Origin of the sequence: Georgenia ruanii (assembly GCF_009193175.1) — a bacterium.
Taxonomy (GTDB): Bacteria; Actinomycetota; Actinomycetes; order Actinomycetales; family Actinomycetaceae; genus Georgenia; species Georgenia ruanii.
The window spans coordinates 127,138-149,173 of record NZ_VUKE01000009.1 but is presented as its reverse complement, the minus strand read 5'-3'; the positions used below and the strand labels follow the sequence as shown (position 1 = coordinate 149,173).

General features: G+C 75.4%; 21 protein-coding genes. 12 read left to right on the top strand and 9 right to left on the bottom strand.

Annotated elements, in window-relative coordinates:
• Positions 1-135: 135 nt before the first annotated feature.
• Entirely contained in the window at positions 136-1,110 is a 975-nt protein-coding gene (nrdF, locus tag GD880_RS10675; protein WP_152231606.1) for a class 1b ribonucleoside-diphosphate reductase subunit beta, read from the top strand.
• 139 nt (positions 1,111-1,249) lie between these two features.
• Here the strand turns inward: nrdF and GD880_RS10670 are convergent, their stop codons facing one another.
• Positions 1,250-1,930 carry a hypothetical protein gene (locus tag GD880_RS10670; protein ID WP_152231605.1) on the bottom strand — a complete coding sequence of 227 codons (681 nt, stop codon included), beginning with the start codon at positions 1,928-1,930 and terminating at the stop codon, positions 1,250-1,252.
• Between the two features lie 295 nt (positions 1,931-2,225).
• Here GD880_RS10670 and GD880_RS10665 point away from each other — a divergent pair, with 295 nt between their 5' ends.
• The 5 genes from GD880_RS10665 (at position 2,226) to GD880_RS10645 (ending at position 6,974) form a co-directional block, all read left to right on the top strand.
• The gene (locus GD880_RS10665; protein WP_193314451.1) at positions 2,226-3,911 is read left to right on the top strand and encodes a methyl-accepting chemotaxis protein; all 1,686 of its coding nucleotides are present in this window, start codon (positions 2,226-2,228) and stop codon (positions 3,909-3,911) included.
• Positions 3,912-3,993: 82 nt separating this feature from the next.
• On the top strand, positions 3,994-5,313 hold the full coding sequence (locus GD880_RS10660) for a cytochrome P450 (protein WP_193314450.1): 1,320 nt from the start codon (positions 3,994-3,996) through the stop codon (positions 5,311-5,313).
• A 47-nt stretch (positions 5,314-5,360) separates the two neighbouring features.
• On the top strand, positions 5,361-5,816 hold the full coding sequence (locus GD880_RS10655) for a YbhB/YbcL family Raf kinase inhibitor-like protein (protein ID WP_152231602.1): 456 nt from the start codon (positions 5,361-5,363) through the stop codon (positions 5,814-5,816).
• Positions 5,813-6,436, top strand: coding sequence for a hypothetical protein (locus GD880_RS10650; protein ID WP_152231641.1), 624 nt, complete (start codon positions 5,813-5,815; stop codon positions 6,434-6,436). Before GD880_RS10655 ends, GD880_RS10650 begins: the two co-directional genes overlap by 4 nt.
• A 169-nt stretch (positions 6,437-6,605) precedes the next feature.
• On the top strand, positions 6,606-6,974 hold the full coding sequence (locus GD880_RS10645; protein WP_152231601.1) for a VOC family protein: 369 nt from the start codon (positions 6,606-6,608) through the stop codon (positions 6,972-6,974).
• A 6-nt stretch (positions 6,975-6,980) separates the two neighbouring features.
• Here the strand turns inward: GD880_RS10645 and GD880_RS10640 are convergent, their stop codons facing one another.
• The 4 genes from GD880_RS10640 to GD880_RS10625 all read right to left on the bottom strand — a co-directional run bounded on the left by GD880_RS10640 (position 6,981) and on the right by GD880_RS10625 (position 10,179).
• The gene (locus GD880_RS10640) at positions 6,981-7,460 is read right to left on the bottom strand and encodes a GyrI-like domain-containing protein (RefSeq protein WP_152231600.1); all 480 of its coding nucleotides are present in this window, start codon (positions 7,458-7,460) and stop codon (positions 6,981-6,983) included.
• A gap of 181 nt (positions 7,461-7,641) precedes the next feature.
• A complete protein-coding gene (locus GD880_RS10635) occupies positions 7,642-8,673 on the bottom strand; it encodes an LLM class F420-dependent oxidoreductase (protein WP_152231640.1) in 1,032 nt (343 codons plus the stop codon).
• Positions 8,674-8,825: 152 nt separating this feature from the next.
• Positions 8,826-9,746, bottom strand: coding sequence for an LLM class F420-dependent oxidoreductase (locus GD880_RS10630; protein WP_152231599.1), 921 nt, complete (start codon positions 9,744-9,746; stop codon positions 8,826-8,828).
• Positions 9,747-9,903: 157 nt separating this feature from the next.
• Entirely contained in the window at positions 9,904-10,179 is a 276-nt protein-coding gene (locus GD880_RS10625; RefSeq protein ID WP_152231598.1) for a glutaredoxin, read from the bottom strand.
• A gap of 120 nt (positions 10,180-10,299) precedes the next feature.
• Between GD880_RS10625 and GD880_RS10620 the strand changes: the two genes are divergently transcribed.
• Positions 10,300-11,379, top strand: coding sequence for a winged helix DNA-binding domain-containing protein (locus tag GD880_RS10620; protein ID WP_152231597.1), 1,080 nt, complete (start codon positions 10,300-10,302; stop codon positions 11,377-11,379).
• A gap of 495 nt (positions 11,380-11,874) precedes the next feature.
• Positions 11,875-12,405, top strand: coding sequence for a low molecular weight protein-tyrosine-phosphatase (locus GD880_RS10615; RefSeq protein WP_152231596.1), 531 nt, complete (start codon positions 11,875-11,877; stop codon positions 12,403-12,405).
• 13 nt (positions 12,406-12,418) lie between these two features.
• On the opposite strand, the gene GD880_RS10610 is transcribed toward GD880_RS10615, so the two are convergent.
• Positions 12,419-12,979, bottom strand: coding sequence for a phosphoribosyltransferase (locus GD880_RS10610; protein WP_152231595.1), 561 nt, complete (start codon positions 12,977-12,979; stop codon positions 12,419-12,421).
• Between the two features lie 109 nt (positions 12,980-13,088).
• On the opposite strand from GD880_RS10610, the gene GD880_RS10605 reads away from it, so the two are divergent.
• Together GD880_RS10605 and GD880_RS10600 are read left to right on the top strand one after the other, a co-directional pair.
• Positions 13,089-14,192 (top strand): YeiH family protein, encoded by a 1,104-nt coding sequence (locus GD880_RS10605; protein ID WP_226909565.1) that lies wholly within the window; start codon positions 13,089-13,091, stop codon positions 14,190-14,192.
• A gap of 115 nt (positions 14,193-14,307) precedes the next feature.
• Complete coding sequence (locus GD880_RS10600) at positions 14,308-14,952, top strand: nucleoside/nucleotide kinase family protein (RefSeq protein ID WP_152231594.1); 645 nt, start codon at positions 14,308-14,310, stop codon at positions 14,950-14,952.
• A 105-nt stretch (positions 14,953-15,057) separates the two neighbouring features.
• On the opposite strand, the gene GD880_RS10595 is transcribed toward GD880_RS10600, so the two are convergent.
• The 3 genes from GD880_RS10595 to GD880_RS20725 form a co-directional block, all read right to left on the bottom strand.
• Positions 15,058-16,218 (bottom strand): ScyD/ScyE family protein, encoded by a 1,161-nt coding sequence (locus GD880_RS10595; RefSeq protein WP_152231593.1) that lies wholly within the window; start codon positions 16,216-16,218, stop codon positions 15,058-15,060.
• 103 nt (positions 16,219-16,321) lie between these two features.
• Positions 16,322-17,644: an extracellular solute-binding protein gene (locus GD880_RS10590; RefSeq protein ID WP_152231592.1), complete on the bottom strand. Its 1,323-nt coding sequence runs from the start codon at positions 17,642-17,644 to the stop codon at positions 16,322-16,324.
• A 181-nt stretch (positions 17,645-17,825) separates the two neighbouring features.
• Positions 17,826-18,758, bottom strand: coding sequence for a SprT-like domain-containing protein (locus tag GD880_RS20725; protein WP_226909564.1), 933 nt, complete (start codon positions 18,756-18,758; stop codon positions 17,826-17,828).
• A 339-nt stretch (positions 18,759-19,097) separates the two neighbouring features.
• On the opposite strand from GD880_RS20725, the gene GD880_RS10580 reads away from it, so the two are divergent.
• Both GD880_RS10580 and GD880_RS10575 read left to right on the top strand, forming a co-directional pair.
• Positions 19,098-20,195, top strand: coding sequence for an NAD(P)-binding domain-containing protein (locus GD880_RS10580; protein ID WP_226909571.1), 1,098 nt, complete (start codon positions 19,098-19,100; stop codon positions 20,193-20,195).
• Positions 20,196-20,410: 215 nt separating this feature from the next.
• Positions 20,411-21,943: an aspartate-alanine antiporter-like transporter gene (locus GD880_RS10575; RefSeq protein ID WP_152231638.1), complete on the top strand. Its 1,533-nt coding sequence runs from the start codon at positions 20,411-20,413 to the stop codon at positions 21,941-21,943.
• Positions 21,944-22,036 lie beyond the last annotated feature (93 nt).

Here is a 22,036-nt window from a genome sequence, read left to right as displayed (position 1 = left end):
CCCGCTCCCGCCGTCGTCCACCCGGTGACGCTTGGCGCCGCCGCACGATCCACCCGGTGACGCTTGGCGCCACCGCACGCACCACCCCCGCGGGCCCGCGCACCGCACCCGAGAACCGCAAGGAGAGGCACCGCAGTGTCGGAGAAGCTCAAGCTGGTCAGCAGCGTCCAGGCGATCAACTGGAACCGCGTCCAGGACGAGAAGGACGTCGAGGTCTGGGACCGGCTGACCGGGAACTTCTGGCTGCCGGAGAAGGTGCCGCTGTCCAACGACATCCAGTCCTGGCACACCCTCAAGCCGCACGAGCAGCTCATGACCACCCGCGTGTTCACGGGCCTGACCCTGCTCGACACCGTGCAGGGCACGGTCGGCGCGGTGTCGCTGATCCCCGACGCGGTGACCCCGCACGAGGAGGCCGTCTACACGAACATCGCGTTCATGGAGTCGGTGCACGCGAAGAGCTACTCGTCGATCTTCTCCACCTTGATCTCCTCCCAGGAGATCGACGACGCCTTCCGGTGGTCCGAGGAGAACGAGAACCTCCAGCGCAAGGCCGCGATCATCATGGACTACTACCGCGGCGACGACCCGGAGAAGCGCAAGGTCGCCTCCACGCTGCTCGAGTCCTTCCTCTTCTACTCCGGCTTCTACGCCCCGATGTACTGGTCCAGCCACGCCAAGCTGACCAACACCGCCGACCTCATCCGGCTGATCATCCGCGACGAGGCCGTGCACGGGTACTACATCGGTTACAAGTACCAGCGCGCGCTGGAGAACGCCTCCGAGCAGCGGCGCCAGGAGCTCAAGGACTACACCTTCGAGCTGCTCTTCGAGCTGTACGAGAACGAGGAGCAGTACACCGAGGACCTCTACGACCCCATGGGCCTGACCGAGGACGTCAAGGCGTTCCTGCGGTACAACGCCAACAAGGCGCTGATGAACCTCGGCTACGAGGGGCTCTTCCCCAAGGAGGCCACCCAGGTCAACCCGGCCATCCTGTCGGCGCTGAGCCCCAACGCCGACGAGAACCACGACTTCTTCTCCGGGTCGGGCTCGAGCTACGTCATCGGCAAGGCCGAGGCCACGCAGGACGAAGACTGGGACTTCTGACCACGCCCCATCCATCCTCACGGACGTTGGCCACCCCGACATCGGGGTGGCCAACGTCTGTCTCTCGCGGTCCTGAGGTGTCGGACGTGGTCCGGCGCTGGCGAGGCCGGCTCTCGCGACCGTCGCTTCGGGGGGACGGTCATCCGTGCGCCCGACGGCGCACCAGGGCCGGTCGCCTGGACGCCGGGAGCAGCGTGGCGGCGACGGCCAACCCTGCGCCGACGACGGCTACACACCTGACGAATCCGGCGAGCGGTGAGCTGTCGTAGGACGACCACAGCATCTGCGTGACGAAGAATTCGGGGAGGGGTTGCGCCGCCGTCATCGTCACCCAGAACAACCCTTCGAGCCGACCGTCGCGGGTGCCGCGAGCCGCGGCAAAGGCAGCAAGGGTCAGCGTGATGAAGGGCATGACGAAGGCCAGGGGTGCCACACCGGCGGGCAGGTCGGACCCGACCGGCTCGCCGGCCAGCCCGCTGCGCAGCGTCGGAACGGCGAGGGCCAGCCACATGACGCCGACGGCCGCGCCGACGGCCCGGACGAGCCGACGGTCACGGACGGTGACGGCGACGAGCACCACCGCGAGCCCCAGCGCGAGGTAGCTCACCCCCTCGCGCTGCGCGGCGTCGGCGATGGGCGCCCACGGGTCGGTGGGAAGGGTGTTGTCGTACCGGTGGTCCTGGAGCGCCTCGCACGCCGCGGCTCGGTCGTCGGGCAGTCCGCCCAGCGGCGGGTCGGCATCCACGTAGCACACCGCCCAGCGGGACCACGCCGCCTGCAGACCCGTCACGGTCGAGGTCGCGAGCAGGACCACGGCCACGACACGTAGGACCGCCGCGAGCCGCGCACGGGAAGCGCTCTGCCACGACATCACCGCTGGCTCGCCGGGGATCATCGCCGCTCCCTTCTCCTGAGAGAGCCCTCATGGTCCCGGGATCCGGCGCGCCGTGCTGGCGAATGGGCCGGGGGCGTCGGGGAGGCGCGCGGATGAGGCCTGTGTCGTCCGGAACTTGCGGTGGAATGGTCACACGGGGACACGTGATGCCGAACATATCGGGAGCAAGGCGGCTGGTCCTCGGAGCAGCCGGCGCCCGTGACCGTCCAAGGAGTCAATGATGACCGCGACCCTGATGCACCCCGCGCGTGCGCGGCGGTCCGGCCGTCCGCCCGCCGAGGGGACGCCCGGGGACAGGCCCGCCGCCCGGCCGCGCAGGCGCCGGACGCTCAAGGACCTCAAGGTCACCACGAAGATCCTCGCGATGCTCGCCATCGCCACCGCCGTCACGGCCGGTGTCACGGTCGTCGGCACCGTCGGCGTCAGCCACCTCGACGCGACCGTGGAGAAGCTCTACACGCACGACGTCGCCGCCACCGCGCTCGCCGCGGACCTCAAGTCCGAGTTCGCCCTGGCGAACTACGACGCCATCAGCGCCACGCTCGCCCCGGACCCCGAGGCCAAGGCGCGGATGCGCCAGTCCGCCGACGCCGGCCTGGGCGATGTCCTCACGCGCGCCCAGGAGCTCCTCCACCACCACGCTTCCCCCGAGCAGCGCGTCCCTCTGCACCGCCTCCTCGCGGACGTCGCGGCGTACCGACAGCTCCTGCCGCGGATCGACGCCCTCGTGGACGCCGGTCGACAAGAGCAGGCGACGGCGCTCGGGGAGGGCGAGCTGGAGGACCTGCAGCGGTCGATCACCGGGAGCATCGACCAGGTCATCGAGCTGCAGCTGCAGGGGTCCCTCGCGAGCAAGGAGCGCGCGGAGGCCGTCAGCGCCACGGTGCGCTGGGCCGTCGTCGCGGTCGCGCTGGTGGGCACCGTCGCGGCGGTCGCCGTCGGCGTGTGGGTGGCGCGCCGGGTGAGCAGGCGGCTCAACGTGGTCAGGAGCGTCGCCGAGGCGCTGGCGTCCGGCGACCTCACCGGCGCCACCGCCATCGCGGACCGCGACGAGATCGGGCAGATGGCGGTCGCGGTGGACACCGCGCTGGCCAACCTGCGCGTGCTCGTCGGCGAGGTGGCAGGGGCCGCGCGGGTAGTCGCCGCGGCGGCGGACGAGCTCGCCGCGAGCGGTAAGCAGATGTCCGCCGGCCTGGAGCAGACGTCCGCGCAGTCCGCCGCTGCCGCGGCGGCTGCGGCCCAGGTGTCCCAGAACGTGCGGGGCGTCGCCGTCGGCGCCGAGGAGATGGGGTCATCGATCCAGGAGATCGCCCACAACGCCGGCGAGGCGGCGCGGGTCGCGGAGCACGCCACCGACGTGGCGGCCAGGACCGGCGAGCGGGTCGCGAAGCTGGGGACCTCCTCCCGCGAGATCGGCGAGGTCGTCCGGCTCATCACCGCCGTCGCCGAGCAGACGAACCTCCTGGCGCTCAACGCGAGCATCGAGGCCGCCCGCGCCGGTGAGGCCGGCAAGGGGTTCGCGGTGGTGGCGGGGGAGGTCAAGGACCTCGCCCAGCAGACCGCCCGCGCGATGGAGGGCATCGCCCGCCGGGTCGAGGCGATCCAGGCGGACACCGACGGCACCGTCGCCGCCATCGAGGAGATCTCCTCGATCGTCAACCAGATCAACGCTTATCAGATGACCATCGCCGCGGCGGTCGAGCAGCAGACCGGCACCACCGGCGCGATGGCCCGCGGCGTGGCGGAGGCCGCCACCGGGGCCGGGGAGATCGCCAGCAACGTCTCGACCATGGCCCAGGCGGCGGACGCGAACAGCCGGATCGCGGCCCAGATGGACGGCGCCGTCGGGGAGCTCGCCCGCATGTCGGCGGACCTGCGCGCCCGCGTCCACCAGTTCCGCGTGTGAGCCCGCCTCCGCGCTGACTCTGCCACCGGTATCCCGGACGTGGACGGCTGCCCGACGGCGCCGTCGGGGTTACCGTGGCGGCGTGCGGACGGTGGAGGAGCTCCCCGGACCGGCACCGGCGCCGCTGGTCGGCAACGCGCTGCAGTTCCGCCGGGACCGGTTGGCCTTCCTCACCATGTGCGCGCAGGAGCACGGTGACGCCGTCGCCTTCCGCGTCGGCCCGGCCGCGCTCGTGCTGCTCTCGCACCCCGAGGCCGTGCGGGAGCTGCTCACGGTCAAGCAGCACGAGGTGACCAAGGGCCCGGTGCTGCAACGGGCGCGGGTGATGCTCGGCGACGGCCTGCTCACCAGCGAGGGCGAGGCCCACCGGCACGACCGGCGCCTGCTGCAGACCGCCTTCAGCCGGCAACGCGTCGCGCGATATGCGCACGAGATGCTGGACGTCGCCGCCGACAGGACCGCGTCCTGGGCGCCCGGGCGCGCCCTGGACCTGCATGCCGAGACGGTCCGCACCACGCTGACGGTCGCGGGCCGCACGCTGTTCGGGACCCGCCTCGACGACGACGTGGCGCTGGTCTCCGGCGCGCTGCGCGACGTGCTGTCGGCGTACGGGCTCCTCACGCTGCCCATGGCCGGGGTGCTGCTGCGCCTGCCGCCCGGCCGACGGCGGGTCCGCCGCGGCACCGCGGCGCTCGACACCCTCACCGCCCGGCTCGTCGCCGAGCGCGCGGAGCACCCCGGCACCGGCGATGACCTGCTGTCCGTGCTGCTCGAGGGCACCGACCGCCGGCACGCGCGCGACCAGGTGGTCACGATGCTGCTCGCCGGGCACGAGACCACCGCGAACGCCCTGGCCTTCGCCGGCCACCTGCTGGCCACCCACCCGTCGGTCCAGGACCGCGTCGCCGCGGAGGTGCTCGAGGTCTGTGGCGTGGGCGGGCAACCGTCGGTCGAGGACCTGGAGCGGTTGCCGCTCACCCGGGCCACCCTGTCGGAGGCGCTGCGGCTGTACCCGCCGTCCTGGGCCATGGGCCGGCAGGCCCAGGTCCCGACCCAGGTGGGTGACGTCGAGGTCCCCGCCGGCACCGTGCTCCTCGCCTCCCAGTGGGTGGTCCATCGAGACCCGCGGTGGTGGCCGGAGCCCGACAGCTTCGACCCGGGCCGCTTCTTGCCCCCCGCCCCCGACCGGCCGAGGTTCGCCTTCTTCCCGTTCGGTGGCGGCACACGCCAGTGCATCGGTGCGGCCTTCGCCTGGACCGAAGGCGTCCTGACGCTGGCGACGATCCTCGCGCGGTGGCGGCTCGGTGACGTCCCCGCCCGCCGGCTCACGCTCGACCCGCTCCTGACGCTGCGCCCGCGCGACGGGGTCTGGGTCCTGCCCGAGCCCCGTGTGGCCGCCTAGCAGGACGACGGGCTCTGCCCGCACGCGGAGACGCCTACGCTCGGGACATGGAGCTGCGGAGCTCGTCACTGGCCGACGGCGCGCCCATCGACCGGCGGCACGCCTGGCCCGACTGCGGCGGCGCCAACGTCAGCCCCGACCTGGCGTGGACCGGCGTCCCGCCCGGGACGGCGAGTTTCGCCGTCGCCTGCTACGACCCGGACGCCCCGCGGGGCTGGTGGCACTGGACGGTCTACGACATCCCGGCGGCCGCCGCCGGGATCCCGGAGGGTGGCCCGCTGCCCGACGGCGCCGTCGAGACCCGCAACTCCTTCCGGGCGGCGGGCTGGGGCGGGCCGTGCCCACCGGCGGGCAAGCCGCACCGCTACGTCTTCACGGTGTACGCGCTGCCCGCCGCGCACCTGCCCGTGCCTGCCGGGACAGACCCGGGCGAGGTCAGCCGTGTGGCAACGGCCCGGGCCCTCGGCGCCGCCTCGCTCACGGCCACGTTCCGGAGATCCTGACGGACCGCGCCGAGTCGTGGCGCTTCCGCGGGCACATCGCCGGACTCGGCACCGCCGAGGGCACCCGGGTGGTGCTCGGGCTCTGGCCGCACTCACCGTTGGGGCCGTTCGCCGACGTCATGGTCGAGCGCCCGGACGGGCACCGCCTGTTGCTGGCCCCCTCCGCCGAGGTGGCCGAGTTCGTCGGGGCGACCTACCAGTTCGACGAGGTGGTGCTCGTGCCCGTGGCCGTGCGGCGCGCCGGGCCCCGCTGGCACGTCACGGCCGGCCACCTGGAGCTGCGCGTCGTCGTCGGCCGCCGTACGCCCCTGGGGCACCTGCTGCGCCTCGTCCCCGCCCCGCTGGCGGCGAGCCTCGCGTGGGCCCGGGCGACCGGGGCGATCGCCCGCGTCCTGCTGCCCGGAGTACGCACTGTCGGCTCGGCCGGCGGCGGGCGGCTGGAGTGGTACGGCGCCCGGGACGTCCGCCGCGTCGTCGCCGCTCGCGTGCGCTGGGACGGCGCCGACCTGGGCGGGCTGCGCCCCGTGCGCCCGCCCACCCGGTTCGGGTTCAGCTCGACCCCCGCCCGGCCGAGCGTCGTCGCCGTCGTCACGACCGTGCGGTGGCCGGCGCCGTCCTGAGCCGCGCCAGCGCCGGGGGTGCGGCGCGCGCGGCGTGGCCGTCCATGGGAAGCCCCCACGCCCGCGCGGAGGTGTTCGGCGCGGTGTCCCGGCAGCATCGGCAGGAGCGGGTGTTGCCGCGCCCGCGCGGGGTTTCGTACCGTGCGGGCAGCGGCGAACGGAGACGACGATGTCCGGTGAGGTGGCGTTCTTCGAGCTCGGCGTGGGCGACGCGGAGCGCGGCAGGGCGTTCTACGCGGCGCTCTTCGGGTGGAGCTTCAGCCCCGGCCCCTCGGGCCGGGGCCTGATGATCGAGACGCCCAACATCCCCGGCGGGATCCACGGCGGCGACGCCGGCTCCGCCCCCTACCTCTTCTTCCGGGTCGACGACCTCGCCGCCGCGGTGGCGCGGGTGCGCGAGCTGGGCGGCTCCGTCGAGGGCCTGGACGTCGACGGCGGCGCTGAGACCCGGGCGCGCTACGGCCGCTTCACCCTGTGCCGCGACGACCAGGGCTCGCCGTTCGGGCTCTACCAGCCCCCGCCGGGCGACACGCGCTAGCGCGGGCTACGCAGGCTTGACCTGCGGGCCGCTGACCGGGAAGAGGATGCGGGTGCGCCAGGTGGCCGGGTCCGGGTCGGACACCGGGCCGGCCTCGTAGATCTCCCACGACTCCTCGAGCATCTGCAGCTGGTGCTCCGCGATCCACTGCTCCATCGCCCGGTAGGTGTCCGGCAGGGTGTCGTAGGGGCCGGCGTGGATGACCTCCGCCGCGCGGGCCGCAGGCAGCGTGCTGACGACGAGGTCGCCGGTCGCCGGGAAGGGCTCCTGGACCGGGAAGCCGATCTCGACGTCGACCGTCTCCTCGGGCCGGCCGAAGTACCTGGCGTAGGGGGCGCCGGCCGGGGCCGCGCCGGCCGCCCGGATGCCCTCCAGCACCTTCTCGAAGGCCGTGTCGAAGAGGTTCTTGATGTCCTCCATGCGGACCCGCTGACGCACCCCGACGACGGGCTGCTCCTGAAGATCGATCAGATGGATGTCGTTCATCGTCGCTCCCTCCCTTTGCCGCCGATGGTGCACCCGCTGCGGGGCGGGGTCCAGGGGCGGTGGCCCCGCCGCCCCGCGGCCAGGGGGATCCGAGGACGGCAGTCCCGGCCCCGGCGCGGGCCGCGACGGCGGTGGCGGGCCCGGCGCGGGCCGCGACGGCAGTCTCGGCCCCGGCGCGGGTTCAGCCGCGCAGGGCGGCGACCACGGCGGGCAGCGCCCGGGGGTCGGTCTGGACGATGAGCGTGCTGACGACGCTGCGCTGCCAGGCGCGCAGCTGCTCGCGCAGCTGGGCCGGGTTGCCCGCGAGGGCGACGTCGAGGACCAGTCCCGTCGGCACGGCGGCCGCCGCCCCGGCCCGGTCCCCGGCCGCCCACCGCCGGGCGACCTCCGCGCACGCGGCGTCGTGGCCGAGCCGCTCGATGGCCTCCCGGTGGAAGTTCGCCGTCGTCGACCCCATGCCGCCGATGTACAGGGCCAGGTGCGGGCGGAGCCGGTCGGCCGCCTCCTCGACGTCGGCGCCCAACGCCACCGGGACGCCCGCGCACACCTCAAAGTCCGACGGCGGCGGCAGCGCCCGCGAACGGTGCGTGAAGCCCTCCGCCAGCCGCTCGGCGTAGACCGCGTCGAGCCGGGGCGAGCAGAAGGTCGGCAGCCACCCGTCGGCGATCTCGGCGGCCAGGGCGATGTTCTTCGGGCCCTCCGCGGCCAGGTGGACGGGCAGGTGCGCACGCCGCGGGTGCACCGTGGAGCGCAGCGCCTTGCCCTGCCCGGTGCCGCCGGCCAGCGGGAGCTGGTAGAAGGCGCCGTCGTACCGCACCGGCGCCTCCCGGCGTAGCACCTGGCGCACCACGTCGACGTACTCGCGCGTGCGGGCCAGCGGGCGGGGGTAGGGCTGGCCGTACCAGCCCTCGACCACCTGGGGGCCCGAGGCCCCGAGGCCGAGGACGAACCGGCCGCCGCTGAGGTGGTCGAGGGTCAGGGCCGCCATCGCCGTCGCGGCCGGGGTGCGCGCGGACATCTGGGCGACGGCGGTGCCCAGGCGCACCCGCCGGGTCCGCGCCCCCCACCAGGCCAACGGGGTGAGGGCGTCGGAGCCGTAGGCCTCGGCCGTCCACACCGAGTCCAGGGCGAGGTCGTCGGCGGCGGCCACCGCCTCGGCGGCGCCCGGCGGGGGCCCGGCGGACCAGTACCCGAGGGAGAAGCCCAGCTTCAGCGGTGCGACGGCGTCGTCCATGCGCCGATCATGCCGGAGCTGCAGCCCTGGCACGCCGCTGCACGCCGCGGTGACCGCGCCAGGTGGAACTGGCGCGGTCGCCGCGAACCATGGCGGTGGGCCGGCACAGCCGTGGCCGGCCCGCGGGCCCGTCAGAGCTTGGCCATGGCCCCCTCGGCGATGAGGTCGAGCTGGTCGAGGTCGCGGATGTCCAGGCACTGCAGGTACACGCGGGTGATGCCCTGCTCGGCGAGCGCGCCCAGGCCGTCGACCATCTCCGCCGGCGTGCCGGCCAGGCCGTGCTCGCGCAGCTCCGCCGGCTCGCGGCCGATGGCCGCAGCGCGGCGGGTGAACTCCGCCTCGTCCTTGCCCACGCAGGCGACGAGGGCCACCGAGTAGACCAGGTCGTCGGGGTTGCGGCCGGCCTCCTCGCACGCCGCCCGCACGCGGTTCATCTGGGGCACGATGTCGGACTTCTCGGGGAAGGACTGGTTGTACTCGGCGGCGAACCGGGCGGCCAGCCGGGGCGTCCGCTTGGGGCCGCCGCCGCCGACGATGACCGGCACCGGCCGCTGCACCGGCTTGGGCAGCGCGGGGGAGTCGGTGAGCTGGTAGTGCTTGCCCGCGAAGCTGTACTTCTCGCCCACCGGGGTGCCCCACAGGCCGGTGATGAGCTCGAGCTGCTCCTCGAGCAGCCCGAAGCGCTTCTCGGGGAAGGGCACGCCGTAGGCCGCGTGCTCCTCGGCGAACCAGCCCGCGCCCAGGCCCAGCTCGACCCGGCCGCCGGACATGGCGTCCACCTGCGCGACCTGCACGGCCAGGATGCCCGGGTGCCGGAAGGTCGCGGAGGTGACCAGGGTGCCCAGGCGGATGGTGGACGTCTCGCGCGCGAGCCCGGCGAGGGTGGTCCAGGCGTCGGTGGGCCCGGGCAGCGGGTCACCCGCGCCCATCCGCAGGAAGTGGTCGGAGCGGAAGAACGCGGAGAAGCCGAGCCGCTCGGCGCGCTGGGCGATGGCGAGCTGGTCGTCGTAGGAGGCGCCCTGCTGGGGCTCGGTGAAGATGCGAAGGTCCATGGTCCCAAGCCTCGCACCGCCGCGACGGCGCCCGCACGCCTGGCACGCCCGGCGCCGTCCGGCGACGCGTCGACCGGCTGGCGCGCCGACCGGCTGGCGCCGCGCCTGCCCGGGCGCCGGGCCGCTGCCCCGCACCGTGGACCGGGTGGCCGCGCGCCTACCTGCCCGCCGGCACCGCCTCGTGACGGGCAAGGAGCAGGCCCTCGAGCGAGCGCCGGGCGAGCGGGCCCTCGCTGAGGTAGACGTCGTCGACCAGGACCAGCGGCATCATCGCCGGGCGGTGCGCGTTGACGAGGGCGTGCCCCTCGCGGGAGTCGAGCGCCACCTCACGCACCTCCAGGGGGTAGTCCCGCGCGAGGGCGTCCAGCGTCTGGCGCACCTCCTCCTGGAAGTGGCACACCGGCGTCGTCACGATGGTGATGCGGGTCGTCATCGGTCCTCCCTCGTCGTTGGGTCCCGCCTCCGACTCTCGTCCCGCTGCGCCGGCGCGACCTGGGACGTCGGTCCCGGTGCGGCGCCGCGATGTGGGTGGGGGGGACCTACCCTCCTGGTCATGACGACGATGACGGACGTCGCCTTGCTCCGCCTCGTCGCACAGCGCGTGGCCGGGCCGAGGTTCGCCGGCGCTGGCGAGGCGGTGCGCTGGCTGACCGCCGTCCAGGCGCAGGACTACGCCGGGGCGCTCGCGGCCGTGAGCCTGCGCACCGCCGGCGGCGACGGCATCGAGGCCGCGCTGGACGACGGCGAGGTGGTGCGCTCCTGGCCGATGCGCGGCACGCTGCACCTCGTCCCCGCCGAGGACCTGGGCTGGATGCTGGCCCTGACGACGGACCGGCTGCTCGCCGGCGCGGCCCGGCGCCGCGCCCAGCTCGGGATCGACGACGCGATGGTGGACCGGGCCGGCGAGCTGGCGCACGAGGCGCTGACCGGTCGGTCCCTGAGCCGGGAGGAGCTCGTGGCCGTGTGGGAGCGCGCCGGGCTGCTGGGCGTCCCCCAGCGCGGCTACCACCTGCTCTGGACGCTCTCCCAGCGCGGGCTCACCGTCTTCGGCCCGACAACCGGTGGCCGGCAGCGCCTCGTGCTGCTCGAGGAGTGGGTGCCGCGCCCGCGCCGGCTCGAGCCGGAGGAGGCGCTGGGCGAGTGGGCGCTGCGCTACTTCCGCAGCCACGGCCCCGCCACCCGCAAGGACTTCCAGTGGTGGACCAAGCTCACCGCCAGGGAGGCCACCGTCGGAATGGCCCTCGCGCGCGAGCGGCTCGAGAGCGTGGAGGTCGACGGCGTCGAGCACCTCATGGACCCGTCCACGCCCGAGCGCCTGGCCGCGGCGCGGCGCGCGGCGCGGGCCGTGCACCTGCTGCCCGGCTTCGACGAGCTGCTGCTGGGCTACCAGGACCGCCGCGCGAGCCTGCCGCCGGAGTTCGCCGACCGCGTCGTGCCCGGGGGCAACGGCATGTTCCGCCCCATGGTGGTGGCCGGCGGCACGGTCGTGGGCACGTGGCGGTGGACCGGTCGGGGGGACCGCCGGACGATCGTCGCGGAGCCGTTCACCGAGTTCTCGGCGCGGGTGGCCGGCGCCATCCCGAAGCTGGCCGCCGCCTACCCCGCCCCTCGGGCGGCGGCGTCGGCGCCGTGAGCCCGGGCGACGCCGTGAGCGCGGGCGGCACCGCGGTGACCGGTCGGCAGCCCTGGTGCGGCGCTGGAGGCGGGCCTGGGGCCGGGCATGGAAGAGCCCGCGGGTTCCCGGCCGAGCGGCCGGGTGCCGTGAAGGACGAGCTCACGGCCCCGCGGGCTCCGGTGACCACCTGGTTCTCGCCGCCGTCTGGCGGGAGGACCTGGGGTCCGTCCACTGACGGCTAGCGGGTGGCCACCTCACGCGTCCTCAAAGAAATCACTTCAGGACCACCTCCTCTCTCGTGTACCCCCACGGTAGGCACCCCGCCCGGTCCCTGTCACCACATTTCTCCCGAGGTGGACCGGGGCGCGAGCAGGCAACCTTCGGGAGCGGGCAACCGGGCTGATGGGGATGTACGGCCCGTGGCCAGGGGGCGTGCGCCCGGGGCCCGGGGGACGTACGTCCGCGCGGACAGGGCCGGTGGGGGTGCACCGGGGCGAAGGGCATGATGGGCCCATGACGCCCACCCCCGACCCCCAGCCCGACAGGCCCTACCGCATCCTCGTGGTCTGCACCGGCAACATCTGCCGGTCCCCGATGGCCGAGGTCGTCCTGCGCGAGCGGCTGGGCGAGTCCGGGCTGGCGGAGCGGGTGGAGGTGGCCTCGGCGGGGACCAGCAACGAGGAGGAGGGCAACCCCATCGACCGTCGGGCCCGGGCCGTGCTCGCCGAGAACGGCTACCCCGTGCCGCACCACCGCGCCCACCAGGTGGCGCCGGGCGAGCTGGCCCACTACGACCTGGCCCTGGCGATGACCCGGCAGCACGCCCGCGCGCTGCACCGTCGCGCCGAGCTCGACGACTCCCGGCGCAGCGCGGAGATCCGGCTGTGGCGCGAGTTCGACCCCGCCTCGGCGGGCGCGCCGGACCTCGACGTCCCGGACCCCTGGTGGGGCGGCATCGAGGGCTTCCACGACACGCTCGCCGTCGTCGAGTCCGGCGCCGACGGCGTCGTGGACTACCTGCGCGAGGTCCTCGCCCGGGCGTGAGCGCCCCGCCGGCTCAGGCCCCGGTGGTCACCGGGGGCTGCGCGGACCACGGGAAGTTGATCCAGCGGTCGGTGTGCCGCCACACGTAGTCCGGCTCGATCACCGAGCGCGGCTTGGCGTAGATCACGGCCGAGCGGGCCTCGACCGGCAGCCCCGCGCCGTCGCCAGCGCCGTCGGCCTCCGCCGGCAGCCCGTGCGCCCGGATCATCTCCATGACCAGGGCCAGGGTGCGCCCGGAGTCCGCGACGTCGTCGACGACGAGCACCCGGCGACCCGGCAGGTCGGAGGTGTCCATGAGCGGCGGCAGCACCACCGGCTCGGGCAGCGTCTCGGCCACCCCGGTGTAGAACTCCACGTTCAGGGTGCCCATCGCCTTGACGTCCAGGGCGTAGGCCACCGCCCCCGCGGGCACCAGCCCGCCCCGGGCGACTGCCACGACGACGTCGGGCATCCAGCCCGAACGCACCACCGTGCGGGCCAGCTCGCGGGCGGCCTCGCCGAACTCTTCCCAGCCGAGCACCTCGCGGGCGGTGGTGGTCGGCGCGGCCTCGAAGGTGGGTGTCGTCTCGCTCACCCGTCCAGGGTAGGGCCGGGCCCGACGCCCGGCGTCCGGGCACCGGTCGGGGCCCGGGGCGGCCGGGCGGGAGTCGGGGGCCCGGTTCGGGCGGGAGGAAGATGTCCGGGTGTCTGTCGCCACCGTGCCGTCCCTGTCGACCTGGCGCACCCGTGCCCCCGGGCTCGCCCTGACCCTGGGCGTGGCGCTGGTCGCGTACCTGGTCAACTCCCTCGTCCCGGTCGTCTCCGCGCTGCTCGTCGCCATCGTCGTCGGGGCCGTGCTGCGCAACGCCCGCGCCGTCCCCGCGGTCGCCGAGCCGGGGGTGCGTTACGCCGCCCGCACGGTGCTGCGCCTCGGCGTCGTCCTCCTGGGGTTGCAGCTGTCGGTGCCCCAGGTGCTCGCGCTGGGCTGGCAGGCGATCGCCGTCATCGTCGCCACCGTGGCCCTGACCTGGCCCCTCACCCTCGTGGCGGGCCGGCTGCTCGGTGTGCCGACGGCGCTGCGCACCCTGCTGGCGACCGGCACGGCGATCTGCGGCGCCTCGGCGGTGGCCGCCATGAGCGCGGTGCTCGAGGAGCGGGTCCCCGGGCGCGCCGGGACGCCGGACGAGGACCTGGAGGACGCCGCGGCCACCGCCGTCGCCGCCGTGACGATCTTCGGCACCCTGTCCATGCTCGCCCTGCCGGTCCTCGCCCGGGCGCTGGGGCTGGACGACCACGCGGCGGGCGTGTGGCTCGGCTCCGGCGTGCACGAGGTGGGCCAGGTCGTCGCCGCCGGCGGGGTGCTCGGCTCGGCGGTCCTGGCCACCGCCGTCGTCACCAAGCTCGGCCGCGTGGTGCTGCTGGCCCCGCTGGTCGCCGGCGTCGGCTACGCGCGCAGCCGCCGCGCCCGGGCGGCCGTGGAGCACGAGGTGGTCGTGGACTCCGCGAGCGTGCTCACCGGCGCGGCGCCCACGAGCGTGGCGCACGTGCGGCCGCCGATCGTGCCCGGCTTCGTGCTCGGCTTCCTCGCCCTGGTCGCCGTCCGCTCGCTCCTGCCGGTGCCGGCGGTCGTGCTCGACGTCGTCGCGACCGCCGCCACCCTGCTGCTCACCGTCGCCATGGTCGCGCTCGGCACCGGCGTCAACGTCCGCGCCCTGATCGCCCGCGGGGGCCCCGCCATGCTGCTCGGCCTGGTGGCCGCGGTGCTGGCCGCGGGGGTGTCGCTGGCCGGGGTGCTGCTCCTGCTCTGACGACGTCGGCCGCGGCCGTTCCGCCTGGCGGAAACCAGTGGGCGAAACGTCCGGATGGGGAGAACCGAGGGCCACACGTGTCGCCCAGACGCCCCGGCGCCCCTAGCATCGCGCCATGGAGACGGCGGGGGCTACGTCACGAGCTGAGGTCCTGGACCGGCTGGCGCGCGGGCTGGCGCACCGGGCGAGCGGCGGGCGCATCCTGCGCGTCGCGATCGACGGGCCGGACGGCAGCGGCAAGACGACCTTCACCCGCCAGCTCGGCGACGTCCTCCACCCGATGCTCATCGACCACGCCGAGGTGCGCCGCTTCTCCGGCGACGACCACATGATCCCGATGCAGGTGCGGCGCTCGGACGTGGCCGCCGACCCGCGCTGGCTGTACGAGAACTTCCTCGACGTCGCCCGCATCCGGGAGATCGCCCGCGGCGAGCCCGAGCAGTCCCCGCCGGGGACCGTGGTGCTCATCGAAGGCATGACGCTGCAGCGTCCCGAGCTCGCCGACCTGTGGGACGTCACCATCTACATCACGGTGCCCGCCGCGCTGGCCATCGAGCGGGCCCGCGCCCGCTACGCCAGGTTCATCGACCCCAAGGACGAGCAGGAGGAGCTCGCGCAGCTCGAGGAGCGCTACCGCGAGCGGTACGTGCCGTCCTTCCAGCTCTACGCTGACATGGTCGACCCCCGCGGCCGGGCAGACGTGGTCATCGAGATGCGCGACTTCGAGGCGCCGCTCGTCGTGCGCTGGGGCGAGTTCTGACCTGCCCGCGCGGTGGCGGGCGGCTGACCGCGTCCGCCGTCGTCGCCGCGCCAAGACGGTGTGAGGCCCGGGCCCCGCGCGCCGGGGCCCGGGCCTCCCGGTCGGTTACCGGTGGGCCGGCGTCACTGCCTTGAAGCGCAGCAGCGCGCCGTCCGGGCCCATGAGGCCGCCGGTGGTGAGGTACAGCTTGCCGTCCTGCCACTCGACGGCGGAGGGCAGGTCCGCCTGGAAGAACGTTCGGGCCTGCGAGGAGCCGCGCGGAAGCACCGAGACCTCGCCGCCGAAGAGCTGGGTGACGTAGATGTCACCCCACGGCGTCACGGCCAGGTCCGTCGCGCCCGCGAACCCTGTGGCCACCCGCTTGACCGACCCGTTCCAGGGGTTCACGCGGAAGACCGAGCCGCTCGGGCCCATCATCCCGGGTTCGCCGGGCAGGCTCGTGACGTAGAGCATGCCGTCCGTGCCCATCTCGACGTCGGTGGGCACCGGCTCGGCCAGGTAGGTGAGCCCGATCGCGCAGTCGGGGAGGCCGAACTGGGCCGCGTGGTCGGCGGTCACACTGATGGGCGCGGGCGGCAGGACGGCGACGACGCTGGTCTTGCCCTTGGCGGTGACCTTGAGGACGGCGTTCGCCGCGGCGTCGGCGACGAGCACGTCGCCGCTGGGCAGCGTGGTGCTGGCGTAGGGGTGCGACTCGACGTGGCCGGTGTGGGTGGCCCCGCCCAGCTCCGGCGGCAGCTGGGAGGCGCAGGCGTCGGAGATGCCCTCGAACCCGTAGGTGACCGCGGCGTCGGGGTTGTGCGTCTCCTCGAAGGCCCACAGGTCGACCAGGGTGCGGGTCTTGCCCTTCTTGTCGATCTGCTTGAGGAGCGCGCTGGGCGGCGGGGCGTTCGGGTCGGGCTCGCTGCCCGGCTCCGGGCTGGGCGTGTGGTTCTCGGCGTACGTCACCACCCCGTTGCGCACCGAGGCCGCGGCGATCTCCGCGCCAGGCGCGGAGACCAGGTTGGCGCGCTTGCCACCCTTCAGCTGGGTGAGGATGCCGGTCTGGCCGCTCTCGTCGAAGGTGGCCTGGGTGATGTAGGTGGTGCCGTCGTGGTCGATGGCCACGGACAACGGCTGGGACATGCCGTCGGCGAGCTTCTCGGTGGTGGGCGGCTTGCCGGGCTTGGGGGAGGGCTTGGCGGCGTGGGCGGCGGCGGGGGTGGCCAGCCCGGCGAGGAGGAGGCCGCCGGCGGCGGCGGCGCAGAGCAGTCTGGAAGAGGGCATCGGAGCTCCTAGGTCGGGAAAGCCGCCCCGTGCGGCGGTGCGCGGGACGGCTCGAGCGGGCAAAGCATGCGCCCTGTTCCGTTACTCCGGCGTTACTGAGGCGTTATCGGTCGTCGAGGGCGGCGTTGCCGGCCTCCTGCGCCTCGCGCAGGCCCTCGCCCACCGGCAGCTCGCCGCGGAACACCCGGGCGAGGACCTGCTCGACGGCCCCGGTTCCGGCGCCGGCGTGGGGGCCGGCCGGCAGCGCCAGGGTGGGCTCGCGGGCGGCGGTCAGCATGGGCCGCACGTCCACCCCCCGCCGTTCCCACCGCTTGACGTAGGCGTCCTGGGCCCCCACCGCGGCCGGCACGCCCAGCCCCCGGCTCGCCAGCGCCGCCTGCCCCTCCGCGGTGCCCAGCCACTCCAGCACCGTCTGGACGGCGTCCCGGTGCTTGCTCTGCACGTTGCCCACGGCGGCGACGGCGTCGACGACGCCGGCCCGCCCCTGGGGCCCGGCGACCATCGGCGCGACGCGCAGGTCCCCGGCCCGCTCGGCCACCGCCGGCAGGTCCGCCGAGCTGGCCTGGAGCAGCGCCAGGCGGCCCTGCCGGAACAGGTCCAGCGCCCCGTCCTCGCCGGCCAGCGGCGCCGCCCCGGTACGGACCAGGTCGACGAGGTACTGCACCGCCTCCTCGCCCTCGGGGGAGGCGAAGGCGAACCGGCCGTCGGCGACGAGGCGGACGCCGTTCGCGGCGAGGAAGGGGGCGACGACGTCGAGGAGGTCGGGGCCGGCGTTGATGGCGAAGGTCGCGGCGGCGCTTGCGTCGAACCCGGGGTCCCCGGGATGGCGCCCGGCGCCGTCGGCGGTCAGCGCCCGGGCCGCCCCGGCGAGGCCGTCGTCCTCCCCGCCGCCGGGGGCCCAGGTCAGGCGGGTCGGGTCCACCCCGGCGGGACCGGTGTGCGCCGCGTCGTAGAATAGCGCCACGGCCTGCCACTGCTGCGGCACGCCCCAGAGCGTGCCGTCCGTGGCGAACAGCCCCGTCACGGTGGGCTCCCACCCGGCCTTCTCGTCGCCGAGCGCCTTGTCGATGTCGACGAGGCGGTCGGCCGCCGCCTGCTCGGCCGTGAGGGCGGGGTCCGCCCAGAAGACGTCCGTCATGGTGCCCGCCGCCAGGTCCTCGGCGGCCCGGGCGTCGTAGTCGCCGCGCGGGACCACCTCGATCTTCACCCGCACACGGGGGTGGCTGGCGGTGAGCGCGTCGAAGGACTCGGCGTACGCCGTCGCGGCCGCCTGGTCCCACACCCGCATCGTCACCGTGGTCGCGGTGGAGACGTCGCCGCTCGAGGAGTCGGGGTCGGTGGTTCGCGCCGAGCACGCCGCCAGCAGCAACGCCGCCGCCGTCAGCCCCGCCGCCGCGCGACGCCGCGGCCGTGACGGGGTGCGCATGGGACCCTCCTCGGGCGATCGGTCCACCGGGCGAACGGCGCGGGCCCCTCCACGTTATCTCCGCGTCGAGGTTCCGTCATGTCTTGGCCAAGAAGCGGCGGGCGGTGCGGGACCGGCGCCACACGACCGGACGGTTCCGGGACCGAACCGGGGCTCCGACCGGGCGCGGGGGCCTGACCTGCTACGCCGGCCGGACCGGCTCGACCAGCTCGAAGGGCACCGTCAGCACGTCCCGGCCGGCCCTGACGTGGTAGCGGGTCCGCGCGCTCTTGACGACCTTGCCCTCGACGCCGAGGTACTTGCCCGGGGCGGTGATGCGCACGCGCCAGCCGGGGGTCAGCTGCCCGCGGGCCGCGGCGAGCTCGAGGCGCATGCGGGGGGTGAGCGGCGGCTCGGCGATCTCCACCGGCGGGTCTTCCACCCGCCAGCGGTGGCCCTGCGCGTCGGTCACCCACGAGTCGTCGTCCTCGGCGGCGACCTGGGCGGGGCGGGCGGCGACGTCGTGCTGCCACCACGGTTCGGGTTCGTCGGGCGCGGGCTCGTCGTCCAAGAGCCCCGCCAGGCCGAGCTCGCGCCGCCCGGCGTAGATCTCGGCGGCGCGGCGGCGCTCGCGCCCGGCCACCAGCGCGCGCAGCTCGCGCTCGTAGCGGGCGCCCATGGGCACCTGCCGGCCCTCGTGGGTCCAGGTGAGCAGGAAGTCCGGGTTGAACGTGGGATCGCAGCGGGCGCAGCTCGCCGGGCGGGCGGGGCGGCGGTGGCGGTCGTAGGAGTGCCCGCGCGGGCACGTGCCCCGCCAGGGCGCGGGGGTGCGCGGGGCGTCCGCCGCCACCAGCCGGGTGCCGGAGCAGCCGAGGGCCAGCGCCCGGGCCCGCCAGACCTCGTCGTGCCCGTGCTTGGGGCCGACGAGGGCGTGGGCGATCTCGTGCAGCACGGTGTCGCGCACCTGCTCGGCGTCGTACAGCGCCATGAGGTGACGGGAGACGGAGATGGTCCGGGCCTCAAACTTGCACGCCCCGGCGCGGCGCTTGGCGTTGTCGAAGGCGAAGTGCCACGACGCCAGCCCGTGCTCGGCCAGCAGGGCCACGCCCAGCCGGCGGACCTCGCTCAGGTCCATGCCCCACCTCCCAGCGCTCGCGGGCCCGAGGGGCCCCGTGGCAGAGAGGCTACGACGCGCCACCGACACCCGGTGGCAGGGGTCGGTGTGACGGTGGACGGCGCCGGGCCGCGGGTGATGGCCGCGGGTGCGGGGCGCACGGGTGCGGGCCGCATGACGGCCGCGCGGCGCGGGCCACGGCGGCGCGGAGTGCGGTCGCGGGCTGTGAGCAACCGGACGAGCCCCGAGGGGAAGTCCCGGCGCCGGTTCGGCGTTGCCGCTGGCGTGAGCACCAGCGCGACCGCCCTCCTCCCGGCGCCGGCCGGCGCGGAGAGGCGCGCCGTCCGGCCGGTCGACGTCATCGTCATCGGCGCCGGCCAGGCGGGGCTCTCCGCCGGCTACCACCTGCGCCGCCGCGGGTTCGTCCCCGCGGGCCGGGTCGGCCAGGGGGAACTCCTCGCGCCGGGTGAGACGCCGGCCGGCGCCCGCGGCACCTACCTCGTGCTCGACGCCGAGCCCGGGCCGGGCGGGGCCTGGCGTCACCGCTGGCGCTCCCTGCGCATGGCCACCGTCAACAACATCTACGACCTGCCCGGCATGGCCCAGCCCGCGGTCGACCCGTGCGCGCCGTCGGCGGAGGTCCTGCCGCGCTACTTCGCCGCGTACGAGGACCACCTCGAGCTGCCAGTGCTGCGCCCGGTGCGGGTCCGCTCCGTCCGGCGCGCCGACGACGACCCCGCCGGCCGGCTGCTCGCCGCCTCCGACGCCGGCATCTTCGCCGCCCGCGCCCTCATCAACGCCACGGGCACCTGGACCAAGCCGTTCTGGCCGCGCTACCCCGGCCAGGAGACCTTCCGCGGCCGCCAGCTCCACGTGGCCCAGTACGTCGCTGCGGAGGAGCTCGCCGGTCAGCACGTGGTGGTGGTCGGCGGGGGCATCTCCGCCGTCCAGCTCCTCGAGGAGATCTCGCACGTGGCCACCACCACCTGGGTGACCCGCCGCGAGCCCGTCTGGCGCGAGGAGGACTTCGACGCCGAGGCGGGCCACCGCGCGGTGGCCCGGGTCGAGGAGCGGGTGCGCCGGGGCCTTCCCCCGCTCAGCGTGGTCTCGGTGACCGGGCTGATCTGGCGGCCGGAGCTGCGCGCCGCCGCCGCCCGCGGCGTGCTCGAACGGCACCCCATGTTCACCCGCATCGAGCCCGACGGCGTGCGGATGGCCGACGGCAGCCTCCAGCGCGCCGACGCGATCCTCTGGGCGACCGGCTTTCGCGCCGCGCTCGACCACCTCACCCCGCTGCGCCTGCGCGGCCGCGGCGGCGGCATCGCCATGGACGGCACCCAGGTGGCCGGGGAGCCGCGCGTGCACCTGGTCGGGTACGGGCCGTCGTCGTCCACGGTGGGGGCCAACCGGGCCGGGCGGGACGCCGTCAACGCGCTCGCGACGTACCTCCAGCGCTGAGCGGGCCTCGCCCGCTCGCCTCGCCCGCGCCGCTCACCCACCGCTGTACGACACGGCGAGAGCTGTACGCACAACCGGCGCCCGCGCCGGGTCCTGCAGCGGTCGAGCACCGCCGGCCGTGGTGCGTCCCACGCCCGCGCCGACCGCCACCCGCCGGGGCGCGATGAGACGCTGAACAGGTGCTCGACGTGCTGGCGTCCACCCCGCTGCTGACCATGACGATCGTCGTCGCCCTCGGCACCCTGCTCGGCGCGGTCCCGTTCGGACCGGTGCGGTTCGGTCCCGCCGGGGCCCTGTTCGTCGGGCTCGCGGTCGGCGCCCTGGACCCCCGCCTGGGCGAGGGGCTCGGCCTCGTGCAGACCCTCGGCCTCGCCCTGTTCGTCTACACGGTGGGCCTGGCCGCGGGGTCCGGGTTCTTCCGCGACCTGCGCCGGCAGCTGCCGCTCATGGGCGGGTCGGTCGTGGTGCTCGCGGTCGTGGCAGGCGCGGCGATGGCCGGCGGCGCCCTGCTCGGGCTCGCCCCGCCCCTGCGGTCCGGGGCGTTCGCCGGGGCCATGACGTCGACACCGGCCCTCGCCGCCGCGACGGGCCTGGCCGGCACCGACGAGCCGGCCGTGGGCTACTCCCTCGCCTACCCGGTGGGCGTGACGGTGACGATCCTCGTCGTCGCCGCCGTGCTGGCGCGCCCGTGGCGGGCGCGCCGGGACCCCGACCCGGTCGCCGGGGTGGGGCTGGTGGACATCAGCGTCGAGGTGGACCGCGGCGGGCGGCTGGGCGACATCCCCGGGGTCGCCGACCAGCGGGTGCGCCTGTCCTACCTCTCCCGCGGCGGCCGCACCCGCGTCGTCTCCCCCGACGAGGTGCTGCTGGCGGGGGACCGGGTCGTCGTCGTCGGCCCCGCCGCGGACGTCACCGAGGTCCGGGAGCGCCTGGGCCACCAGGTCACCGAGCACCTCGCGGACGACCGGCGGACCGTGCGGTTCCGCCGCTTCTTGGTCTCCGACCCGGGCGTGGCCGGGCGCACCGTGGGCGACCTCGACGTCCCCAGCCGGTTTCACGGCGTCGTCACCCGGGTGCGCCGCGGCGGCCTGGACCTTCTCGCCCACGACGGCCTCGTCCTCGAGCTCGGCGACCGGGTGCGGGTGGTGGCCCCCCGCGGCCAGCTGCCGCAGATCGCCGCGCTGCTCGGCGACTCCGAGCGCAAGGTCAGCGAGATCGACGCCCTCTCCCTCGGCGTGGGCCTGGCGCTCGGGCTGCTCGTCGGGCTCGTGAGCGTCCCGCTGCCCGGCGGGCTGACGTTCGCGCTCGGCTCGGCGGCCGGGCCGCTCGTCGTCGGCATGGTGCTCGGCCGGCTCGAGCGCACCGGGCCCATCGTGTGGGGCCTGCCCAGCACGGCGAACCTCACGCTGCGCCAGCTCGGCCTGCTGCTCTTCCTCGGCGCAACCGGGCTGGCGTCGGGCCAGGCCTTCGCCGCCCAGGCGTTCACCGGGCTGGGGCTGGGGGTGGTGCTCCTCGCCGTCGCGCTCGCGCTGGTGGGCGCGGTGCTGTTCGTCGTGCTCGCCCGCCTGGTCGGCACCAGCGCACCGCGCGCGGCCGGTGGGCTGGCGGGCTTCGTCGGGCAGCCGGCCATCCTCGCCTACGCCAACGGGCGCACCGTCGACGAGCGGATCGACGCCGGGTACGCCGCCCTGTTCGCGCTCGGCATCATCGTCAAGATCCTGCTGGTGCAGGTGATCGGCAGCGGGTGACCCGGCGCGGGGGGAACCGCAGGGGGTGGCCCTTCGCGGGGGAACCGCAGGGGTTCCTGCCGCCGGAATCGCTTGTGCCGGGCGGGGACCGTG